This window comes from Mycobacterium sp. SMC-4, from assembly GCF_050205565.1.
Lineage (GTDB): Bacteria > Actinomycetota > Actinomycetes > Mycobacteriales > Mycobacteriaceae > Mycobacterium.
In genome coordinates, this window is sequence record NZ_JBNMQU010000013.1 from 19,708 (window position 1) to 38,507 (window position 18,800).

The following is an 18,800-nucleotide window of genomic DNA, read 5'->3' on the forward strand; positions in this document are numbered from 1 at the left end:
CCTTGGGCCGCCGCGAGTACGACGAGTCCGACGTCCGGGTGCGGCCGGGCCGTGGCACGCGGCCGCGGACCAAGACCCGCCCGGAGCACGCCGACGCGCAGCAGGCCATGGTGGTCACCGTGGACCGCGGCCGCTGGGGCTGCGTGCTGGGCCGCGACCCGCAGCGCCGGGTCACCGCGATGCGGGCGCGCGAACTGGGCCGCACCCCGATCGTGGTCGGTGACGACGTCGACGTGGTCGGCGACCTGTCGGGCCGCACCGACACGCTCGCCCGCATCGTGCGCCGCGGTGAGCGGCGAACGGTGTTGCGCCGCACCGCCGATGACACCGACCCGACCGAGCGTGTGGTGGTGGCCAACGCCGACCAGTTGATGATCGTGGTGGCATTGGCCGACCCTCCCCCGCGTTCCGGTCTGGTGGAGCGTGCGCTGATCGCGGCGTATGCGGGTGGGCTGGCGCCGATCCTGTGTCTGACCAAGACCGATCTGGCCCCGGCCGACGAGTTCGCCGCACAGTTCGCCGATCTGGATCTGGTGGTCACCACCGCCGGTCGTGACGATCCGCTGGCCAACGTCGAGCCGTTGTTGACCGGCAAGGTGACCGCGCTGCTGGGGCATTCGGGCGTCGGCAAGTCCACGTTGGTGAATCGTCTTGTCCCCGAAGCGGAGCGGGCCACCGGCGCGGTGACCGACATCGGGCGCGGCCGGCACACCTCCACGCAGTCGGTGGCGTTGCCGCTGCATTCCGGAGGCTGGGTGATCGACACCCCGGGTATCCGCTCGTTCGGTCTGGCGCACATCGAACCCGACGATGTGGTGCTGGCGTTCTCCGATCTGGCCGAGGCCATCGACGACTGCCCGCGCGGGTGCGGGCACATGGGCCCGCCGGCCGACCCGGAGTGTGCGCTCGACGAGCTGATCGGTCCCGCCGCGGCCCGGGTGGCCGCAGCCCGCCGTCTCCTGGCCGCCCTCAGTTTGCGCGACCGTGCGGGTCTGCCGGCCGACACGCCGTAATTCGGGGGCATTATCAGCGCGCTCACGGCCCGCGAGCGCGCATATGACGTCATGTTTGCGTCCCCCACATGTGTGGCACGCTGTGGAAATGACTGACGTACCTGCAATCGAATTGAACGACGGCACCCGTATCCCGCAGTTGGGTCTGGGCGTCTATCAGGTGCCCCCGGAGGACACCGCCGCGACGGTCAGGACCGCACTCGAGATCGGCTACCGCCACATCGACACCGCGGAGATGTACCAGAACGAGAAGGGCGTCGGCCAGGGCGTCCGCGACTTCGGCATCGACCGGTCGGAGGTGTACATCACCAGCAAGCTCAACAACGGCTTCCACCGGCCCGACGACGCCCGGCGCGCCTTCGACAGGACCCTGTCCGAGCTCGGCTTCGACTATGTCGACCTGTTCCTGATCCACTGGCCCCTGCCCACGTTGTACGACGGCGACTACGTCTCGACGTGGAAAACGTTGGAGGAGTTCAAGAACGACGGTCGGGCCCGCAGCATCGGTGTGTCCAACTTTCAGGTCGCGCATCTGCAGCGGCTCGCCGAGGAGACCGACACGGTGCCCGTGGTCAACCAGATCGAGGTGCATCCGTACTTCGGCAACGACGAGGTGCGGGCCTACGGCCGCGAGCACGGCATCGCGACCGAAGCGTGGGCACCGATCGCCCAGGGCAGGGTGCTCGACGATCCGGCGGTCACCCGCGTCGCCGAGTCGGTCGGAAAGACCCCGGCTCAGGTGGTGCTGCGCTGGCACATCCAGCGTGGCGACATCGTGTTCCCGAAATCTGTTACCGCCCAACGCATCCGGGACAACTTCGAGTTGTTCGATTTCGAGCTCGGCGACGACGACTTCGCGGCGATCTCGGCGCTCGACCAGGGTGAGGCCGGGCGCTTCGGCCCGAACCCGGACACCTTCGACTACGTGCCCGAATAAAGCAAAGGCTGCGTTGAGGGCGGAAGAGCGGAGCCCGTCCTCAACGCAGCCTTCGGCGCGTCAGGCCGCCAGTCGCAGCGCGGCCTTCTCAGCTTGCTTGGCGCGACGTCGCGCGCGCACAGCGGCGATGGCCGATTTCAGGCCGCGCCGTTCTTCTTCGGGCAGCTCGGCGAACATCGCCTCGCTGCGCGTTTCGGGAGCATCGTCGGCGGTGTCCCGCAGGAAGCGGTCCGGCAGCGACAGTTTCGCGATGGTGCGCCACGTCTTGCCGTACTGCACCAGGAACGAGCCGGTGGTGTAGGGCAGGTCGTACTTGTCGCACAGTTCGCGCACCCGCAGCGAGACCTCGTAGAGCCGGTTGCTCGGCAGATCCGGATACAGGTGGTGCTCGATCTGATGGCACAGGTTGCCGCTCATGAAACGCAGCACCGGGCCGTTGTCGAAGTTCGCGCTACCCAGCATCTGACGCAGGTACCACTCGCCTTTGGTCTCACCGACCATGTCGGTCTTGGTGAATTTCTCTGCGCCGTCAGGGAAGTGGCCGCAGAAGATGACCGCGTTGGACCAGAGGTTGCGGATGATGTTGGCCACGGCGTTGGCCTTGGCCGTCGACTTGAACGTCGCGCCGGGCGACAACGACGTCAGCGCCGGGAATGCGACGTAGTCCTTGAAGACCTGCGCGCCGGCCTTGACGAGGAACTCGCGAATCCGCACCAGCGTGGCCTTGCGGTCATCGCGACCCTTGAAGATCTTGCCGATCTCCAAGTGCTGCAAGCCGACTCCCCACTCGAAGAGGGTCGCGAGCATCGTGTTGAACGGCAGGTTCAACAGGTTGATCGGCTTCCACCTCTGGTCGCGGGTGACGCGCAGCAGGCCGTAGCCCACGTCGTCGTCCATGCCGAGGATGTTGGTGTACTTGTGGTGCATGAAGTTGTGGGTGAAGCGCCAGTGCTTCGACGCGCCACTCATGTCCCATTCCCACGTCGAGGAGTGGATCTCGGGATCGTTCATCCAATCCCATTGACCGTGCATGACGTTATGCCCGATCTCCATGTTCTCGATGATCTTGGCCACGCCCAGCGTGGTGGCGCCGGCCCACCAGAACGTCCGCTTGGAGCTTCCGGCCAGCAGTAGCCGCCCGGTGATCTCCAGCGCGCGTTGGGCGGCGATGGTGCGGCGGATGTAGCGCGCATCGCGCTCTCCGCGGGAGTCTTCGATGTCTTGCCTGATCGCGTCCAGTTCGTTGGCCAGGCTCTCGATGTCGGCATCAGTCAGATGCGCGAATTCGGGTACGTCGGTGACTGCCATAGGTTCAGCCCTCCTCTCGCTTACCTACGCTACCGTAACCTACGTTCCCGTAGGTTACTAGGCAGTAAACCTCACACATCGAGGACGCAATCGCCCGATGCTGCGGTGACGCAGGTCTGCACCCGCGACCCCGGTTCGTGCTCGACGCCGGTCCGCAGGTCACGTACGTGCCCGTCGACCAGGCCGACGACGCAGGACTGGCAGATGCCCATCCGGCAGCCGAACGGCATCTGCACGCCTGCCTCCTCGCCGGCCTCCATCAGCGACGTCGCGCCGTCGATGGTGGCGGTCTTACCCGACCGCGCGAACTCGACGGTGCCGCCACTGCCGTGACCGGCGGCGCGCACCGCGGCGAACCGCTCCAGGTGCAGCTGGTCGGCCAGCCCCGCCGCCGCCCAGGTGCGTTCGGCCGCTTCCAGCATCGGCGCAGGTCCACAGGCCCACGTCTGGCGTTGCCGCCAATCGGGGACCACCTCGCCGAGACGGGACAGGTCCAACCGGCCTTCTGAGCGGGTAGCCCGGATCGACAGTCGGTAACCGGCATATTTCTCCTGCAGGTCCGCCAGCTCCGCGGCGAACAAAACGTCGGCCTCGGTGGGCGCGGAGTGCAGGTGGACGATGTGGCCTGGGCCGCCGAGCTGCTCTCGACGCACGAGGGTGCGCAGCATCGACATCACCGGGGTGATCCCGGAGCCTGCGGTCAGGAACAGCACGGACGGCGGCGCCGGGTCCGGCATCACGAAGTTGCCTTGCGGCGCCGCCAGCCTCACGATCGTGCCAGGCGCTACCCCGCCGACCAGGTGGGTCGACAGGAACCCCTCGGGCATGGCTTTGACCGTGATGGTGATGGTGCGGGAGCTGCGGCTACCACCGCGATGCTCGCCAGGGACACCAGTCAGTGAGTACGACCGCCACCGCCATCGCCCGTCGACCAGCAGACCGATGCCGATGTACTGACCGGGCTGGTAGTCGAACGAGAAACCCCAGCCCGGTTTGATCACCAGGGTCGCGGAGTCGACGGTCTCGCGGCGGACCTCGACGACTTTGCCGCGCAGTTCACGAGCCGACCACAGCGGATTGGCCAACTGCAGATAGTCGTCGGGCAGCAACGGCGTGGTGACACGGCTCACGACGGTCCGCAGGAAGTGCAGACCGGGATGGTCTTTGGCGCCGGCGACGGTGGGCCGGACGGTGTCGACCACTCTGGCCGACTTTTTGACGGTGTTCTTGGCCATGAGGGCTCCTGCCTGGGGTTGGGTAACGACTCACTACCCGCAGATGCCTACCTACGGTACCGTAACTTACGGTACCGTACCCAGCTCAGAGCAGGTCAAGCAGGAACGCGAGCTCCTGTTGCGCGTACCACGCCAAGTCGTGGTCCTGCGCGTCGCCGACGGTCAGTTCGGCGTCCTCATCCCCCAGATCCGCCGCATCGATCACCTCGACGGCGGCTCGCACGGCGTCCTCGGCGGCGGCATTGTCGACGTAGGCGGCGATCACGTGCGTCAGCGCGATCTCGCCGGACAGGCGCACCACCGCATCGTCGAGGTCCGGGCGGTGCTTCACCGCGGCGTCGTCGACCTCGACTTCCAGCACCGCGCGCCGCGGCGGCAGCTCAGCACCGGCGTCATCGAGCAGGCGCAGCGACGCCAGCGCCGCCTCACGCAGCGCGACCTCGGCGAGTTCCTCGTCGTCGCCTTCGGCGTAGGCCTCGCGCAGGGTGGGCGTCACCGCGAACGCGGTGCCGCCGACCGGACGAAGGGATCCGTCGGCGACCAGCTGTTGCAACATCGCCAAGGTGGCGGGGACGTAGACGCGCACCAGGTGAGACTAGCCGCGCGGCTGCCCCGTCAGTCCGTCCGAATCCGGCGGTGTCGGGTTCGGATCCCGCTCCACCGCCAGCATGAAGTTGTCGCCGTGGCGGGTGACGCCGGCGATCACCGCGCTGTTGACCGCCTCGACCGCGTATTCGCGGCGCACCACCTTCGGATCGCGGCGCAGGTCCCGCACCAGCGCGACCGCCATGCCGATCATCACCAGCAGGAACGGGAGCGAGGCGATGATCGTGATGGACTGCAGCCCGGTCAGCGCGTCCTCACCGCCGACCAGCAGCATCACCGCCGCGACGGCGCCGGTGGCCACACCCCAGAACACCACCGTCCCCCGGCTGGGTTTGATGGTGCCGCGCTGGGACAGCGAACCCATCACCATCGAAGCCGCGTCGGCGCCCGACACGAAGAAGATCGCAACCAGAATCATCACCAGCACGCTGACGACGGGCGCGATGGGATACTGCTCGAGCAGCGTGAACAGTTGCTCTTCGACACCGCCTTCGCCGGCCAGGTCGGTGCCGTTCTGCTGGACGTTGATGGCCGCGCCGCCGAACACCGCGAACCAGATCAGTGACACCACGCTCGGCACCAGCAGCACGCCGGCCACGAACTGACGGATGGTGCGGCCGCGGGAGATCCGCGCGATGAACATGCCGACGAACGGCGTCCACGACACCCACCACGCCCAGTAGAAGATCGTCCAGGATTGCAGCCACTCGTTGACGGCGAGACCTTCGGCGCCCGTGCGCGCCGACATCTCGGCCAGGTCCGCGGCGTAGCTCCCCAGCGAAGTGGGCAGCAGGTTGAGGATGAAAATCGTTGGGCCCAGGACGAAGACGAACAACGCCAACACCACCGCCAGCACCATGTTGATGTTGGACAGCCACTGGATGCCGCGCGCCACACCCGAGACCGCAGACAGGACGAAGCCGATGGTCAGCACAGTGATGGTCAGGATCAGAATGGCGTTGCCGGTCTCCCCGATGCCGCCGACGATCTGCATGCCGCTACGGATCTGCAGCGCGCCCAAGCCCAGCGAAGCGGCCGATCCGAAGAGCGTGGCGAAGATCGCCAGCATGTCGATGATCTTGCCCCACGGCCCGTTCGCGCGGTCGCCGAGCAGCGGCTCGAACGCCGCGCTGATCAGTTGCAGCCGTCCTTTGCGGTAGACCCCGTAGGCGATGGACAGGCCGACGACGGCGTAGATCGCCCAGGGATGCAGGGTCCAGTGGAACAGCGTGGTGGCCATGGCGGCCTCCACGCTGGGTTCGGCGTCCATGGCCGCGCCCGGGGGCGGGTCGGTGAAGTGCGACAGGGGTTCGGCGACACCGAAGAACATCAGGCCGATGCCCATGCCGGCGCTGAACATCATCGCCACCCAGGAGACGCCGTTGAACTCGGGGTCCTCACCGTCGCGACCGAGCGGGATGGTGCCGTAACGGCCGATTGCGAGCCACAACACGAAGACGACGAAGCCGGTGCTGGTGAGCACGAACAGCCAGCCGGTGGTGTCCATCACCCAGGTCAGGGCCGCGCCGGAGGCGCTGGCCAGGCTGTCGGTGCTGATGAATCCCCACGCCAGAAAGGCCACGGCAATCACGGCGGTGACGCCGAACACCACCCAGTCGACGCTGCGGGGGCGGGTGATCCGCTCTTCTTCGATGGGGACGTCGAGTACCGGGTGCGGGACCGGGCTCACGGCGGGCTGCGCTATCGGGTTGTTCTCAGATTTAGCCATCCGGACCATTCGACCCCGGTAACTGCGGGGCGTCAATGACCCGGCATTACCGGGGTGTCAGCGGGCTGCGCCGACGAGTTCGTCGAGCGATTCACGCATCAGACTGGGGAGCATGTCGACGTCGCTCATCGCGTCGCGGTCGGCGTTGATACCGAAGTACAGCATCCCGTTGTAGGACGTCACGCCGATGGCCAGCGCCTGGTTGTGCAGCAGCGGCGGCACGGCATAGGTCTCGAGCAGTTTGGTCCCGGCCACATACATCTGTTTCTGGGCGCCGGGCACATTGGTGATGAGCAGATTGAACAGCCGCGCCGAGAAGCTGGTCGCGACGCGAATCCCCATGGCGTGCAGCGTCGGCGGCGCGAAACCCGACAGCGTCACGATCGAGCGTGCATCGACCAGACTGGCTGCGGTCGGGTGGGTTTCGGTGGCGTGGGCGATCTGGGACAGACGCACCACCGGGTTGGCTTCCCCGACCGGCAGGTCCACCAGGAACGGTGCGACGTCGTTGATGGCTTGGCCGGGGGCGGTGGATTCCAGTTCGGCGTCGGCATAGACCGACATCGGCGCCATGGCCCGTACGGCTGAGGTCGGGGTGACGGGTTCGGCGCGCGAGAGCAGCCAGTTGCGCAGCGCGCCGGTCACCACCGCCAGGACGACGTCGTTGATGTCGCAGTCGTAGCGGTTTTTCACGCGCCGGAATTCGTCGAGGGAACCGGAGGCCACCGAGAACCTGCGGTTGCGCGAGACGGTGGCGTTCAGCGGGCTGTTGGGTGCGGTGCCGCGGGCGACGGTGCGTGCGGCGTCGACGACGCGACGGCCGAGGTCGACGAGTTCGCCGGTGTTCGTGACGGTTTCGGCGACCGCCGAGCGCAGCGCCGCGGCTTGTGCGGTGGGTCGGGTGATCCATTCACCGAGCGCCCCGATCATCAGCTGGCGGTCGCTGGGTTCGCGCGCCGGAATCCAGATGTCCTCGCCGAATTCCGGCGGTTTGGCGCTGTGGTCGGCGATGACGTGCCCGATCTCGAGCGCGGTCATGCCGTTGACCAGCGCTTGGTGGGATTTGGTGTAGATCGCGAGGCGGTTTTTCTCCAGCCCTTCGACCAGGTACATCTCCCAGAGGGGCCGCGACCTGTCCAGCGGTCGCGCGGCCAGCCGCGCGACGAGGTCGTGCAGTTGGGCGTCGCTGCCCGGGGACGGCAGCGCCGAGCGCCTGATGTGGTAGGTGATGTCGAAGTCGCGGTCGTCGACCCAGACAGGACGTGCCAGGTCGAACTTCACTTCCCGCACCTTCTGCCGGTAGCGCGGGATCAGCGGCAGGCGCTGCTCGACGGTGTGCAGCAGCGTCTCGTAGCTCAGCCCGTTGCGCGGCTTGCGCAGGATCTGCAGCGACCCGACGTACATCGGCGTCGAGGAGTTCTCGAGCCGGTAGAACGACGCATCGGCCGCCGACAATCTCGTCACCACCGGTTTCGCAGCCCTCCTCGGGAAACGCCTCTGACAGACCCTGACACGTTACGGGCAACGGCGCCGGCCGCGCAGAAGTCCGTGCAAGGACGGGTCAGATGTCCGTGCCATCATGAGATGGTCTGCCACTCTCCAGCAGATTTTCCTGTCCGTCGTCGCCTCGCTGGAGAGTTCATGCCCGTTTCATCCCCTGTCGCCGAGCATTTCACCGTTTCACCGGTCGTCGACTACGAACCGGAGCCGCTGCCGTCCGACCGGTCCCTGCTTACCCCGACCGGGTCGGTTCTGCACGCGCTGGCGCCGCGGCCGGCGCGGCGACGTCCCGGTCGGTGCGAACCGGTCCCGCCGCGCTCGGCGGTGACCTTCGCCGAGACCGCGCTGCGTCAACTGTTGGAGGTCATCGACCGTCGACGTCCGGTCGCGCAGCTACGGCCGTTGATGACGCCGGTGCTGGTGGAGCGGGTGATCGCGCGCGCTGCGGCCACCCGCAGTGGCAGTACCTCGATGCTGCGGGTACGCACCCGCGCCGTCGACACCGCCGACGGTGAGGTCGCCGCGGCGGAGGTGTTCGGTTCGTTCCGCCGCGCCGGGCGGGTGCACGCCATCGCGGCGCGCATCGAGCGTCACCGCGACGGCTGGCGCATCGTGGCGCTGCAGATCGGGTGAGACGCGTCAGCGCCGCTTGGCGTGCTTGCCGCCGGCCTTCTGCTGACGGGCCGCTTCGCGCCGTTCGCGACGCGAGCCACCGGACGGCTTGGCGCCTCCGGTGCGCTTGACCTCCACGCCGCCGTCTTCGGACGGGCCCGAGTAGGTCAGCGGCTGCTGGTTGTCGTCGATGCCCTTCGCGCGCACCGCCGGACCGGCGGGCCGCTCCTTGGTCGCCACGCCGCCGCCCTGCTTGGCGGCCGCGGCGGCGAACTCGGCGAGACCGGACGGCGGCGCCACCGGGGCGACGGCCGGTTGAGGCGCGGCCTCGACCTGCACGTTGAACAGGAAGCCGACCGACTCCTCTTTCATGCCCTCGAGCATGCCGATGAACATGTCGTAGCCCTCACGGGCGTACTCGACTTCGGGCCGCTGCTGGGCCAGGCCGCGCAGGCCGATGCCTTCGCGCAGGTAGTCCATCTCGTAGAGGTGTTCGCGCCACTTGCGGTCGAGGACGTTGAGCAGCACGTTGCGTTCGAGCTGGCGCATGGCGCCTTCGCCGGCGATCTCGTCGATCTGGCGTTCCCGCTCGGCGTAGGCGCGTTCGGCGTCTTCGAGCAGCGCGTTGAGCAGCTCTTCGCGGGTCAGTTCGCCGGGTTCGCCGATGGCGTCGGAGTCGAGCAGATCGTGGTGGTCGATGCCCACCGGGTAGAGCTGCTTGAGCCCCTCCCAGAGCTTCTCCAGGTCCCAGTCCTCGGAGTAGCCCTCGGCGGTGGCGCCGTCGACGTAGGCGGTGATGACGTCGCGCAGGATCTTGTGGGCCTGCTCGGCGAGATTCTCGCCTTCGAGGATGCGACGGCGCTCGGCGTAGATGACCTTGCGCTGCTGGTTCATCACCTCGTCGTACTTGAGAACTTCCTTGCGGATGTCGAAGTTCTGCTGCTCGACCTGGGTCTGGGCGCTCTTGATGGCGCGGGAGACCATCTTGGCTTCGATGGGCACGTCGTCGGGCAGGTTCAGCCGCGTGAGCAGCGTCTCCAACGTGGCGCCGTTGAACCGGCGCATCAGCTCGTCGGCCAGCGACAGGTAGAACCGGGACTCGCCGGGGTCGCCCTGGCGACCCGAGCGGCCGCGCAGCTGGTTGTCGATACGGCGCGACTCGTGGCGTTCGGTGCCCAGCACATACAGGCCACCGGCGGCGATGACGTCCTTGGCTTCGGCTTCGACCTCGGCTTTGACGTGCGGCAGTTCCTCGTGCCACGCCTGTTCGTACTCGTCGGGGGTCTCGATCGGGTCGAGTCCGCGCTGACGCAACCGGCGATCGAGCAGGTAGTCGACGTTGCCGCCGAGCACGATGTCGGTGCCGCGGCCGGCCATGTTGGTGGCCACGGTGACTGCGCCCAGGCGACCGGCTTCGGCGATGATGCCGGCTTCCTGCTCGTGGTATTTGGCGTTGAGCACGTTGTGCGGGATGCGCCGCTTCTGGAACTGGCGCGACAGGAACTCCGAGCGCTCCACGCTGGTGGTGCCGATCAGCACCGGCTGGCCCTTCTCATAGCGCTCGGTGACGTCGTCGACGACCGCGATGAACTTGGCTTCTTCGGTCTTGTAGATCAGGTCGGACTGGTCGGCGCGGATCATCGGCTTGTTGGTGGGGATCGGCACCACGCCCAGCTTGTAGATCTCGTGCAGCTCGGCGGCCTCGGTCTCGGCGGTGCCCGTCATGCCGGCGAGCTTGTCGTAGAGGCGGAAGTAGTTCTGCAGCGTGATCGTGGCGACGGTCTGGTTCTCGGCCTTGATCTCGACGTGCTCTTTGGCCTCGATGGCCTGGTGCAGGCCTTCGTTGTAGCGGCGGCCGACCAGCACACGGCCGGTGAAGTCGTCGACGATGAGCACTTCGCCGTTGCGGACGATGTAGTGCTTGTCGCGCTCGAACAGCTCCTTGGCCTTGATGGCGTTGTTCAGGTAGCTGATCAGCGGCGAGTTGGCGGCTTCGTACAGGTTGTCGATGCCGAGCTGGTCCTCGACGAATTCGACGCCGACCTCGTGGATGCCGACGACTCGCTTCTTGATGTCGACTTCGTAGTGGACGTCTTTTTCCATCATCGGCGCGAGGCGGGCGAACTCGGTGTACCAGTTGGAGCCGCCGTCGGCCGGGCCGGAGATGATCAGCGGGGTGCGCGCCTCGTCGATGAGGATGGAGTCGACCTCGTCGACGATCGCGAAGTTGTGGCCGCGCTGCACGCAGTCTTCGAGCCGCAACGCCATGTTGTCGCGCAGGTAGTCGAAGCCGAACTCGTTGTTGGTGCCGTAGGTGATGTCGGCGTTGTAGGCGGCGCGACGTTCGTCGGGCGTCATCTGGGACAGGATCACGCCGACCTCGAGGCCGAGGAAGCGGTGGACGCGGCCCATCTGTTCGGCGTCGCGTTTGGCCAGGTAGTCGTTGACCGTGACGATGTGCATGCCCTTGCCGGCCAGCGCGTTGAGGTAGGAGGGCAGCACAGCGGTCAGGGTCTTGCCCTCACCGGTCTTCATCTCGGCGACGTTGCCGAAGTGCAGCGCCGCGCCGCCCATCACCTGGACGTCGAAGTGGCGCTGGTTGAGCACCCGCCAGGCCGCCTCGCGGGCGACGGCGAACGCTTCGGGAAGCAGGTCGTCGAGGCTTTCGCCCTTCTCGACGCGCGCCTTGAACTCGTCGGTCTTGCCGCGCAGTTCGGCGTCGGAAAGCTTCTCGACGTCGTCGGACAGGGTGTTGACGTAGTCAGCGACCCCCTTGAGGCGCTTGACCATGCGGCCTTCGCCGAGTCGGAGCAACTTCGAGAGCACGTGCTTGATCCTCTTAACTTCGTGGATTCGTCCGGTTCCAGACCGACACCATCGTAGGGGACCGCGCGAAAACGCTGGTCATACACGGCACGAGTCCCCCGGATTCGTGCTCCGGGGGACTCGCGGTGGCCGTCGGGCCAGAAGGTCAGGCCAGTCGAATCAGGCCGTAATCGAAGGCATGGCGTCGATAGACCACCGTCGGCTTGTCGGTCTCCTTGTCGTGGAACAGGAAGAAGTCGTGGCCGACGAGCTCCATCTCGTAGAGCGCGTCGTCGACGGTCATCGGCGTTGCCGGGTGTTCCTTGACGCGGACGATTCGGCCGGGTGTGTGGTCGTCGAGGTCCGCCTGCGCCTCGGCGGGCGCGGGGTCCTGCGCCGGCGGCGCGAAGGCGCGTTCCAGGTGGTCGAGCGACGTGGCCTCGGCCAGCGAGACCGGGGTCTTGTCGCCGTAGTGGATCTTGCGGCGGTCCTTGCTTTTGCGGAGCCGGGCTTCGAGTTTGCTGACGGCAGATTCGAAGGCGCCGTAGAAACTGTCGGCGCAGCCTTCTCCTCGCACCACGGGTCCGCGGCCGCGCGCGGTGATCTCGACATGCTGGCAGTTCTTACGCTGGCGGCGGTTCTTTTCGTGGTCGAGCTCGACGTCGAAGAGGTAGATGGTGCGGTCGAACCGTTCCAGTCGGGACAACTTTTCGGACACGTACACGCGGAAGTGGTCGGGGATCTCGACGTTGCGTCCCTTCACCACCACTTCGGCGCTGGGAGTCGACTGCGATGGTTCTTCGTCGGCCACCATGGTGCTGCTGGATTCGGCGGAATACCTTGACATGCTTGGCAACTCGATCCTCTTTCGCCCGTGCACGACTACGCGTGCAATTTGATTCAGATACGAAATCGCACCGACGGGGCATATCTGGTCTCGCCGCTCGCCGGTGCAAGGTGTCGACTATTCACCTCCTATCGCTATCGCGATACCGGCGTCTCGCGTCATGAACGCCGCCGTGTGATGTTCACGGACTGTTAGTGCCGACGGTAGCCCGTAGTTCGCAACTCGGCCACTAATTCGACCTATGTGTTTTCAGTTCTTCACGACGGGGTGATCCCGGGGTAACTCGTCACGCGTGGGCGAGCGCGACAACGGCGGCAACGCGGGCGCCGGAGGTTTGCAGGGCGCGGACGGATTCCGCGGCCGTGGCGCCGGTGGTGACGATGTCGTCGACGACGATGGCGTGCCCGGTGACCACTGCGCTGCGCCGGATGCGCCCGGCGATGTTGCGCTGACGATCCGCGCTGGACAGGCCGACGGAGTCCCGGGTGAACGCTTTGAGGTGCAGGGCCGGGGCCACCGTCAGACCGGGCAGGTTTTCGACTGCCGCGCGGGCGATACGGGCGACGGGGTCTCCGCCGCGGCGGCGGGCGGCGCTGCGGCGGGTCGGGGCGGGCACCACGGTCAGCGGCGTGTCGAGGACGTTCCATGTCAGCAGGTGATCAAGGGCCCGGCTGAGTGCATCGGCCAGCTCCGGGATCAGGTCGACGCGCCCGTGCTCCTTGACCCCGACGATGGCCCGTCGGCGGGCGCCGGCGTAGCGCCCCAACGACAGGACCGGCACGCCGGGGTCGACCCTCGGGGTCACCAGGTGAGGTTCGTCGGGCTTGACGGCGAGTTCTCTGGCGCAGATCGGGCACCACTTGGTCCCCGAGGAGCCGCAGCCGCCGCACTGCATCGGCAGGATCAGGTCGAGCATGAGGTCAGTGTGGAGTCGGGGTCGGACATGCTTTCGGCTCAACCGTTGCGCTCGGCCGCACTCGGTTCGCGCTTGCTGTTGCCCTTCAGCTCGCATGCCGAACGTGCATTCAGGGCGTTCGTCGTCGCCGAACGTGCACTCACGGCGTCCTCCTCCGCCGAACGTGCGCCCACGGCGACACGCTCCCCCGAACGTGCACTCACGGCGACCCGCTCCCCCGAACGTGCACTCACGGCGACCCCCTCCCCCGAACGTGCGCTCACGGCGACAAACCGCCCGAAATCCCGCCCTCACCGCACACTCGCTCCCGCCAACTCGCGTGCAGGCGCGCCATGATCCCGCCTTCGGCATCGAGCGTCGTCACTCGGATGTCGTCCCACCCGAGTGCGGTGACCGCATCGTGCCGACGAATGCCCTTGTTGAACTCTTCCCGCGTCTGCCGATGGTGATCACCTTCGTAATCGATGGCGATTTTCGGGTCCTTCCAGCCCATATCCAGCACGGCGACCAGCGCACCGTAGTCGTCATAGACCGGGATCTGGGTCTGCGGACGCGGAAAGCCGTTGCGGATCACCATGAGTCGAATACGCGTCTCCTGGGGCGACTCCGCTCCCCCGTCGACAAGGTCAAGCGATTCGCGTGCCTGCCGGATGCCACGGCGGCCCTTGTAACGCTCGGCCAGGAGTTCGACATCGGCCATCGTCAGATGCGTTGCCCGCGCAAGCGCGTCGATCGCCATCACGGCTTGAAGCTGTGGGTAGCGGCACGCGATGTCCAACGCGGTGCGCTCAGGGGTCGTCACCTTGATTCCGCCGAGCGTCTGCACCTCGTCGTCGGCCAACGCGTCTGACCAGACGCGCACCCCAGGCGGAGGACGCCGGTTGGCCCAGATGAGTTCGGCCGGCCACCTACGGTCGACCCACTTCGCGCCGTGCAGCGCGGCCGCCGACCGACCTGCGACGACGCCTAGGCGGCCCGTCCACAGCCAGCCGGCCTTGGCCCGCGTGACTGCTGTGAACGGTTCGTCGGGACGGAAGTAGACGTCGGGGTAGACGGCGCGGAAGTCGGAACGCAGCCGATGCCGCGTCAGGCGGCCCGCCTTGAGGGCTTCGCTACCAAGGAACGGCTCGGTCATGGCCGAAGTGTGCAGCCGAGGACCGACAGCTTTTCGACCATGAAATTGGTGCTGCGAGGGTCGCCTGGGCTCCGGTAATCTCGACGCTGACTGCCGCGAGGAAAGGGGCCGCATGGCTGATCCGCCACCCTTGAAGGTCGATCCCAACGCTCTGACTTGGGACCCTGCAGTCGTCAACGTGCCCCCGGTTCCTGTCATCCCCGCAGGTGGCGACCCGATGAGCGCGCTGATCTCCGCGGTCATGCCGGGTATCGCGACGGAGCTCACGACTGCGGTGGCCAACACGCACGCCCGCGAACAACAGTTCGCCGCGAACCTCACCAGCGCACGCGCTGCGTATCAGTCCACCGATCAGAGCGGCGGAGAAGAGATCCAGACGGTGGCCAACACGCAATTGGCCCCGTCGACCACCGCGCCGGCCGCATCCGGTGGCGGAGGAGCCGGCAGCCAGTTCGGACAGCTGATGAGCACCGCCATGCAGATCGGTGGCCAAGTGGCGCAGGCACCGGCTCAGCTGGCGGGCATGGTGGCAGCAGCGCCGCAGGCGGTGATGCAGGGCGCTCAGGGTGCGGTGCAGCAGATATCGCAGGTGGCTGGTCAGTTCGAGAAACCGGAGGGCGACGCCGCGGCGGTGCCGCCGGTTGATCAGGCACTCGGGCTGGACGGCGGCTCTATCGACGCAGAGCAGCAACCGCCTGCTGAGGAAGGGGCCGACGCGGGGGCGTCCGCAGTCGAACGCGCTCCAGAGCAGACGTCGGAAGACGATGAGCGCGAGCGCGAGGAAGACCGCCCGAATCCGATTGACCTGTAGCAGAGCAGTTTTCAGCTGCTGGCTGTCGCGGTCTCCATCGCTTCGGCGATGATGCTGCTCTCGTGTTGCCAGTAGACCCAATCGGCGATGGCCGCTCGTTGCTCGGTGGCATCGGTGGCCGTCTGCGCCTTGTGGAGTGCCAGTTGCATCGCGTGGTCACTGTAAGTGCGCATGGCCTCCAGGTGCGCGTTCACCCGAGCAGTCGAGGTGCTCATCAGTGGCTTGCAGACTTCGAACCACAGCGCTGCCGACTTGTCCTCGGGGGCGGTCGAATCAGTTTGTGCGACGGGCAACAACTTTGAGAGTTCGTCGTCACGCGTGGCGCTCAGTGTCGACGCCGCGCCCGGTGCGAGGATCTCCAGTCGAGTCCGGCCCTGCATCGTGCCGTCCTCGGGCATGTCGTCGGGCTGCAGCACGATCTTGGCGACCCCCGCGTCGAATCCCTGGAACTGGTCTTCGGTGGCGATCACGACGCGAAGCCGCTGATTGTGGTGCTGCGTCCAGCCCTGCACCGCGAGAATCGGGTACGTCGCCCAGCGAGCGCGGTCCGTTGCGGGTATCGACTCGTCGGCAGTAGCCATCTGAACGCCCTGCGGCAGGCGGACATTCGCCGGGATGTAGCCGATGCCGTAGCTGTTGGCGACGACGATGGTTCCGTCGGTCGTGAGCCCGGTGACCCAGTAGAAGCCAAAGTCGAAGATGTTGACGTTGAGCGCCGCAGCGATACGGCGTGCCAGTTGCGTGGGGTCGTTTCCCTGGTGCTGACGACGCAGCGCGCCGGCTGTGGCTGCGGTCGCCACCGCGTCGCGCTCGGCGCGCGCCGCGGAGACCGGGACGGGCGCGGGACCGGCGGTGGACGATGCCGCGCTTGTGGCTGCCGGTGCGACGCCGGGTCCGCCCGCCGGGACCGCGGGAGCGGCGCCGCCAGCCGGCGCACCGGGAGGCACGGGCGCCGGCGGCGCCGGGGTGGTCGGCGGGCCGAGTGGCACCGGGGGCGCCGGCGCCCCGCCGACGGGAGCGGCACCGGCCGGTGCGCCCCCGAAGCCGCCGCCGGAGATGCCCGGGGCGGAGCCGCCTGAGGATGCGGCCGGGGCTGACGGGGCGGGCGCGGGAGGCGGTACAGGTTGCGCTGCGGGCGCGGGTGCACTCAGCGGAGCCGCAGGTTGGGAAACCGGCTGAGCCGCAGGCATTCCGCCGCCCGTGGTTCGAGCGGCACTGGCAGCGGACTTGTCACCGCTGGCCGTGGTAGCGGCAGCCGGCGAGGTGGACGCGGGCGAGCCCGCGCCGGCGGCGCCGTCCGCCTTGACCCCGCCGCCGGATCCAGAGCTCGAACTGCTGCCGGACGATGAACCGGAAGACGATCCCAACGAAGAGCCGGCCGAACCCCCGCTGCTGCCTCCCCCAAAACCCGAGGACCCGCCGCTGCCGGCGGACCCAGAACTCCCGACTGGGTTACTCGGTCCGCCCTGCTGAACTGGTTGTCCCGCATGCACGCCGTTCGGAGGCGGTTGAGCCGGTACAGCTCTTGGCGGCTGAGGCGCCTGGCCGTGGGAGCCAGTGCCGGTACTAAGGCCGCCTCCACCGCCTGCGTCTGGAGCGTAGTGCGCAGGATCAGCGTAGGGCTTCTCCGCCGCCATTAGGCTCACACGCGAATTCGCTCCCCCTTGTCCTGCACTTTGCGAGGTCGAATTGGCCTCGCCTTGCTTTTCGCTTCTAGGATCCGACGCAGTACGTTCCCCGGGCGTCTTACCATCAGCGCCTGGCGTACCGGGGGGAGCTCCAATATTTGCCGCTAGCTCCTTCGTGTTCGTTGACACGAGCGAAATATTGTCGCCGTACCCCTTCGCGACTCGCGCTTCGTTGAGCGTCTGGGCGATCGATGGCTCATAACCCGCTGCATTCGTCCTCTCACAGTCCTCCTGAGTCGACTCGGCGTTACCATTCGCAGCGATCTTGGTCTTCACGACAGAGGACTCCATGTTGCGGATCTTTCTCGAGATCCCATCCGCCAAGGCTGCGTTCGCTTCATGCTGATCGATAATCGCGCTAGCTTCTCTCAGAGCCGCGTCTGAACCGGCCCCGTCCCACCCGTCGGCAAGGCTCATCATTTGCCTACGCAATTGCGGAATTACGGTCTGCCGGAGATGGTCGCGCACCACTTCGAATGATTTCGCGGCCTGGGAGAGAAGTTCTTCATCAACCTGCGGCCACGCAGGCGGAAAGACGGTTCGACTCCCATACTCCCCAGTGTGGGGTTGAGTGTTCCACCAGTTCATCGTGCCTCACACGCGGCCGCAACTCCGCCGCCAATATAGGTCGCTACCCTCCACATGTGATTGTCATCAGGCTCGTACCCAGGGAGTTTCGTGGCGTACGCCTCGACGTACACACCGTATGTGAAGAGAAGATCCCGCATGACCGGGTCAGATGACTGTGCAGCCAATCGACCAGCTTGCTCCGAATCTTCGTCTAGCACCTTCTGAACTGCCATATTCAGGCGACGTTGTTCAGGAGTCCAATCCGTTGCCGCGATTGCCGGATCCGTTGCGTCCCAACCCCTAAGCACGGTGTTCTGACGGTCGACAAGGCTTAGGAATGCGTCGCACACAGCGTCACCTTTACTGAGCAACGGCTGCAATAAGTCCGCATCGAGGTCGATCCTGCTGATCTCGTTCGGGATTCCAGTCAGCTGACGCACCAATGGCACCGCGGTGCACATGAAAGTAACTGCACTACCGAAATTCGTCGCAACACCCAGGACCAACGCATCAGACTCCTCATAACCCGGAAGACCCGCAACGTAGGCTCGCAAGTGAATGATCGTCTGCGCGATTAGTTCTTTCAACACAACGTGAGACGCGTTAGGCAGTGCCGATTCGAATCGGTCCGCCGCGGTTGTCATTGCAGCGGCAGCCTCGTCGAACATTTGCCGCTGCTCATCATCCCATTCTGAAGCGGGCCTCGATTTATCGGCTTCACTCCATGCGCGAGTCTTATCCGACAACTCATTCGCGGCCTTGGTCCACTCATCGCAGACCGGATCCCTCACGGTCAGCAGCCCCACGGTCCGATCTACACCGTCATCAGCAGAGGGCATCCCTGAATCGCCGCCGTTTGATCTCGACTGCCACACCAGCAGCCCGACAACGAGAGCCACCACAGCGGCGAAAGAGATACCGACGATGATCCATGGGCGTCGGTTCGAATGGCGAGGCTCCGCCGGCCAGGGTTGCGGGCCACCTGCGGGCGGCATCGGGGGCATTGACATGCGATTACCCGACCCGGTCAGCCCTCAGCCCGAACCCCATGATCGGTCATGCTACCGGGCATCCATGGCACAGACTGA

Annotated in this window: 15 protein-coding genes; 4 read left to right on the top strand and 11 right to left on the bottom strand. The window is 66.6% G+C overall.

What is annotated here, in order from left to right; translation table 11 throughout:
- The first annotated feature begins 2 nt into the window (after positions 1-2).
- Both rsgA and ACQI46_RS21215 read left to right on the top strand, forming a co-directional pair.
- Positions 3-1,013 carry a ribosome small subunit-dependent GTPase A gene (rsgA, locus tag ACQI46_RS21210; protein WP_427096020.1) on the top strand — a complete coding sequence of 337 codons (1,011 nt, stop codon included), beginning with the start codon at positions 3-5 and terminating at the stop codon, positions 1,011-1,013.
- Between the two features lie 88 nt (positions 1,014-1,101).
- The gene (locus ACQI46_RS21215; RefSeq protein WP_427096021.1) at positions 1,102-1,950 is read left to right on the top strand and encodes an aldo/keto reductase; all 849 of its coding nucleotides are present in this window, start codon (positions 1,102-1,104) and stop codon (positions 1,948-1,950) included.
- Between the two features lie 60 nt (positions 1,951-2,010).
- Here ACQI46_RS21215 and ACQI46_RS21220 read toward each other — a convergent pair whose 3' ends face one another.
- From ACQI46_RS21220 to ACQI46_RS21240, 5 genes are all read right to left on the bottom strand, one after another.
- The gene (locus ACQI46_RS21220) at positions 2,011-3,258 is read right to left on the bottom strand and encodes a fatty acid desaturase family protein (RefSeq protein ID WP_427096022.1); all 1,248 of its coding nucleotides are present in this window, start codon (positions 3,256-3,258) and stop codon (positions 2,011-2,013) included.
- Between the two features lie 71 nt (positions 3,259-3,329).
- Complete coding sequence (locus tag ACQI46_RS21225) at positions 3,330-4,493, bottom strand: ferredoxin reductase (RefSeq protein WP_427096023.1); 1,164 nt, start codon at positions 4,491-4,493, stop codon at positions 3,330-3,332.
- A gap of 85 nt (positions 4,494-4,578) precedes the next feature.
- Complete coding sequence (locus ACQI46_RS21230) at positions 4,579-5,082, bottom strand: DUF6912 family protein (RefSeq protein ID WP_427096172.1); 504 nt, start codon at positions 5,080-5,082, stop codon at positions 4,579-4,581.
- A gap of 6 nt (positions 5,083-5,088) precedes the next feature.
- Positions 5,089-6,828: a BCCT family transporter gene (locus ACQI46_RS21235; RefSeq protein WP_427096024.1), complete on the bottom strand. Its 1,740-nt coding sequence runs from the start codon at positions 6,826-6,828 to the stop codon at positions 5,089-5,091.
- A 57-nt stretch (positions 6,829-6,885) separates the two neighbouring features.
- Positions 6,886-8,295: a WS/DGAT/MGAT family O-acyltransferase gene (locus tag ACQI46_RS21240; protein ID WP_427096025.1), complete on the bottom strand. Its 1,410-nt coding sequence runs from the start codon at positions 8,293-8,295 to the stop codon at positions 6,886-6,888.
- 174 nt (positions 8,296-8,469) lie between these two features.
- Here ACQI46_RS21240 and ACQI46_RS21245 point away from each other — a divergent pair, with 174 nt between their 5' ends.
- Positions 8,470-8,961 carry an Rv3235 family protein gene (locus tag ACQI46_RS21245; protein WP_427096026.1) on the top strand — a complete coding sequence of 164 codons (492 nt, stop codon included), beginning with the start codon at positions 8,470-8,472 and terminating at the stop codon, positions 8,959-8,961.
- A 6-nt stretch (positions 8,962-8,967) separates the two neighbouring features.
- Here the strand turns inward: ACQI46_RS21245 and secA are convergent, their stop codons facing one another.
- The 4 genes from secA to ACQI46_RS21265 form a co-directional block, all read right to left on the bottom strand.
- Positions 8,968-11,766, bottom strand: coding sequence for a preprotein translocase subunit SecA (gene secA / locus ACQI46_RS21250; protein WP_427096027.1), 2,799 nt, complete (start codon positions 11,764-11,766; stop codon positions 8,968-8,970).
- A gap of 145 nt (positions 11,767-11,911) precedes the next feature.
- On the bottom strand, positions 11,912-12,559 hold the full coding sequence (gene hpf / locus ACQI46_RS21255; protein ID WP_427096173.1) for a ribosome hibernation-promoting factor, HPF/YfiA family: 648 nt from the start codon (positions 12,557-12,559) through the stop codon (positions 11,912-11,914).
- Positions 12,560-12,878: 319 nt separating this feature from the next.
- A complete protein-coding gene (locus tag ACQI46_RS21260; protein ID WP_427096028.1) occupies positions 12,879-13,508 on the bottom strand; it encodes a ComF family protein in 630 nt (209 codons plus the stop codon).
- A gap of 259 nt (positions 13,509-13,767) precedes the next feature.
- Positions 13,768-14,643, bottom strand: a complete 876-nt coding sequence (locus ACQI46_RS21265; RefSeq protein ID WP_427096029.1) for a hypothetical protein — start codon at positions 14,641-14,643, stop codon at positions 13,768-13,770.
- Between the two features lie 112 nt (positions 14,644-14,755).
- Here ACQI46_RS21265 and ACQI46_RS21270 point away from each other — a divergent pair, with 112 nt between their 5' ends.
- Positions 14,756-15,454: a PE domain-containing protein gene (locus ACQI46_RS21270; protein WP_427096030.1), complete on the top strand. Its 699-nt coding sequence runs from the start codon at positions 14,756-14,758 to the stop codon at positions 15,452-15,454.
- An 11-nt stretch (positions 15,455-15,465) separates the two neighbouring features.
- Here ACQI46_RS21270 and ACQI46_RS21275 read toward each other — a convergent pair whose 3' ends face one another.
- Both ACQI46_RS21275 and ACQI46_RS21280 read right to left on the bottom strand, forming a co-directional pair.
- Positions 15,466-16,443, bottom strand: coding sequence for a secretion protein EccK (locus tag ACQI46_RS21275; RefSeq protein WP_427096031.1), 978 nt, complete (start codon positions 16,441-16,443; stop codon positions 15,466-15,468).
- Between the two features lie 1,283 nt (positions 16,444-17,726).
- Positions 17,727-18,611, bottom strand: coding sequence for a hypothetical protein (locus ACQI46_RS21280; protein ID WP_427096032.1), 885 nt, complete (start codon positions 18,609-18,611; stop codon positions 17,727-17,729).
- Positions 18,612-18,800: the final 189 nt, after the last annotated feature.

Excerpts from the sequence above, each read along its gene's own strand:
- ACQI46_RS21215 (WP_427096021.1), top strand. The coding sequence starts at position 1,102 with ATGACTGACGTACCTGCAATCGAATTGAACGACGGCACCCGTATCCCG.
- ACQI46_RS21220 (WP_427096022.1), bottom strand. The coding sequence starts at position 3,258 with ATGGCAGTCACCGACGTACCCGAATTCGCGCATCTGACTGATGCCGAC.
- ACQI46_RS21225 (WP_427096023.1), bottom strand. The coding sequence starts at position 4,493 with ATGGCCAAGAACACCGTCAAAAAGTCGGCCAGAGTGGTCGACACCGTC.
- ACQI46_RS21235 (WP_427096024.1), bottom strand. The coding sequence starts at position 6,828 with ATGGCTAAATCTGAGAACAACCCGATAGCGCAGCCCGCCGTGAGCCCG.
- ACQI46_RS21245 (WP_427096026.1), top strand. The coding sequence starts at position 8,470 with ATGCCCGTTTCATCCCCTGTCGCCGAGCATTTCACCGTTTCACCGGTC.
- hpf (WP_427096173.1), bottom strand. The coding sequence starts at position 12,559 with ATGGTGGCCGACGAAGAACCATCGCAGTCGACTCCCAGCGCCGAAGTG.
- ACQI46_RS21260 (WP_427096028.1), bottom strand. The coding sequence starts at position 13,508 with ATGCTCGACCTGATCCTGCCGATGCAGTGCGGCGGCTGCGGCTCCTCG.
- ACQI46_RS21265 (WP_427096029.1), bottom strand. The coding sequence starts at position 14,643 with ATGACCGAGCCGTTCCTTGGTAGCGAAGCCCTCAAGGCGGGCCGCCTG.
- ACQI46_RS21270 (WP_427096030.1), top strand. The coding sequence starts at position 14,756 with ATGGCTGATCCGCCACCCTTGAAGGTCGATCCCAACGCTCTGACTTGG.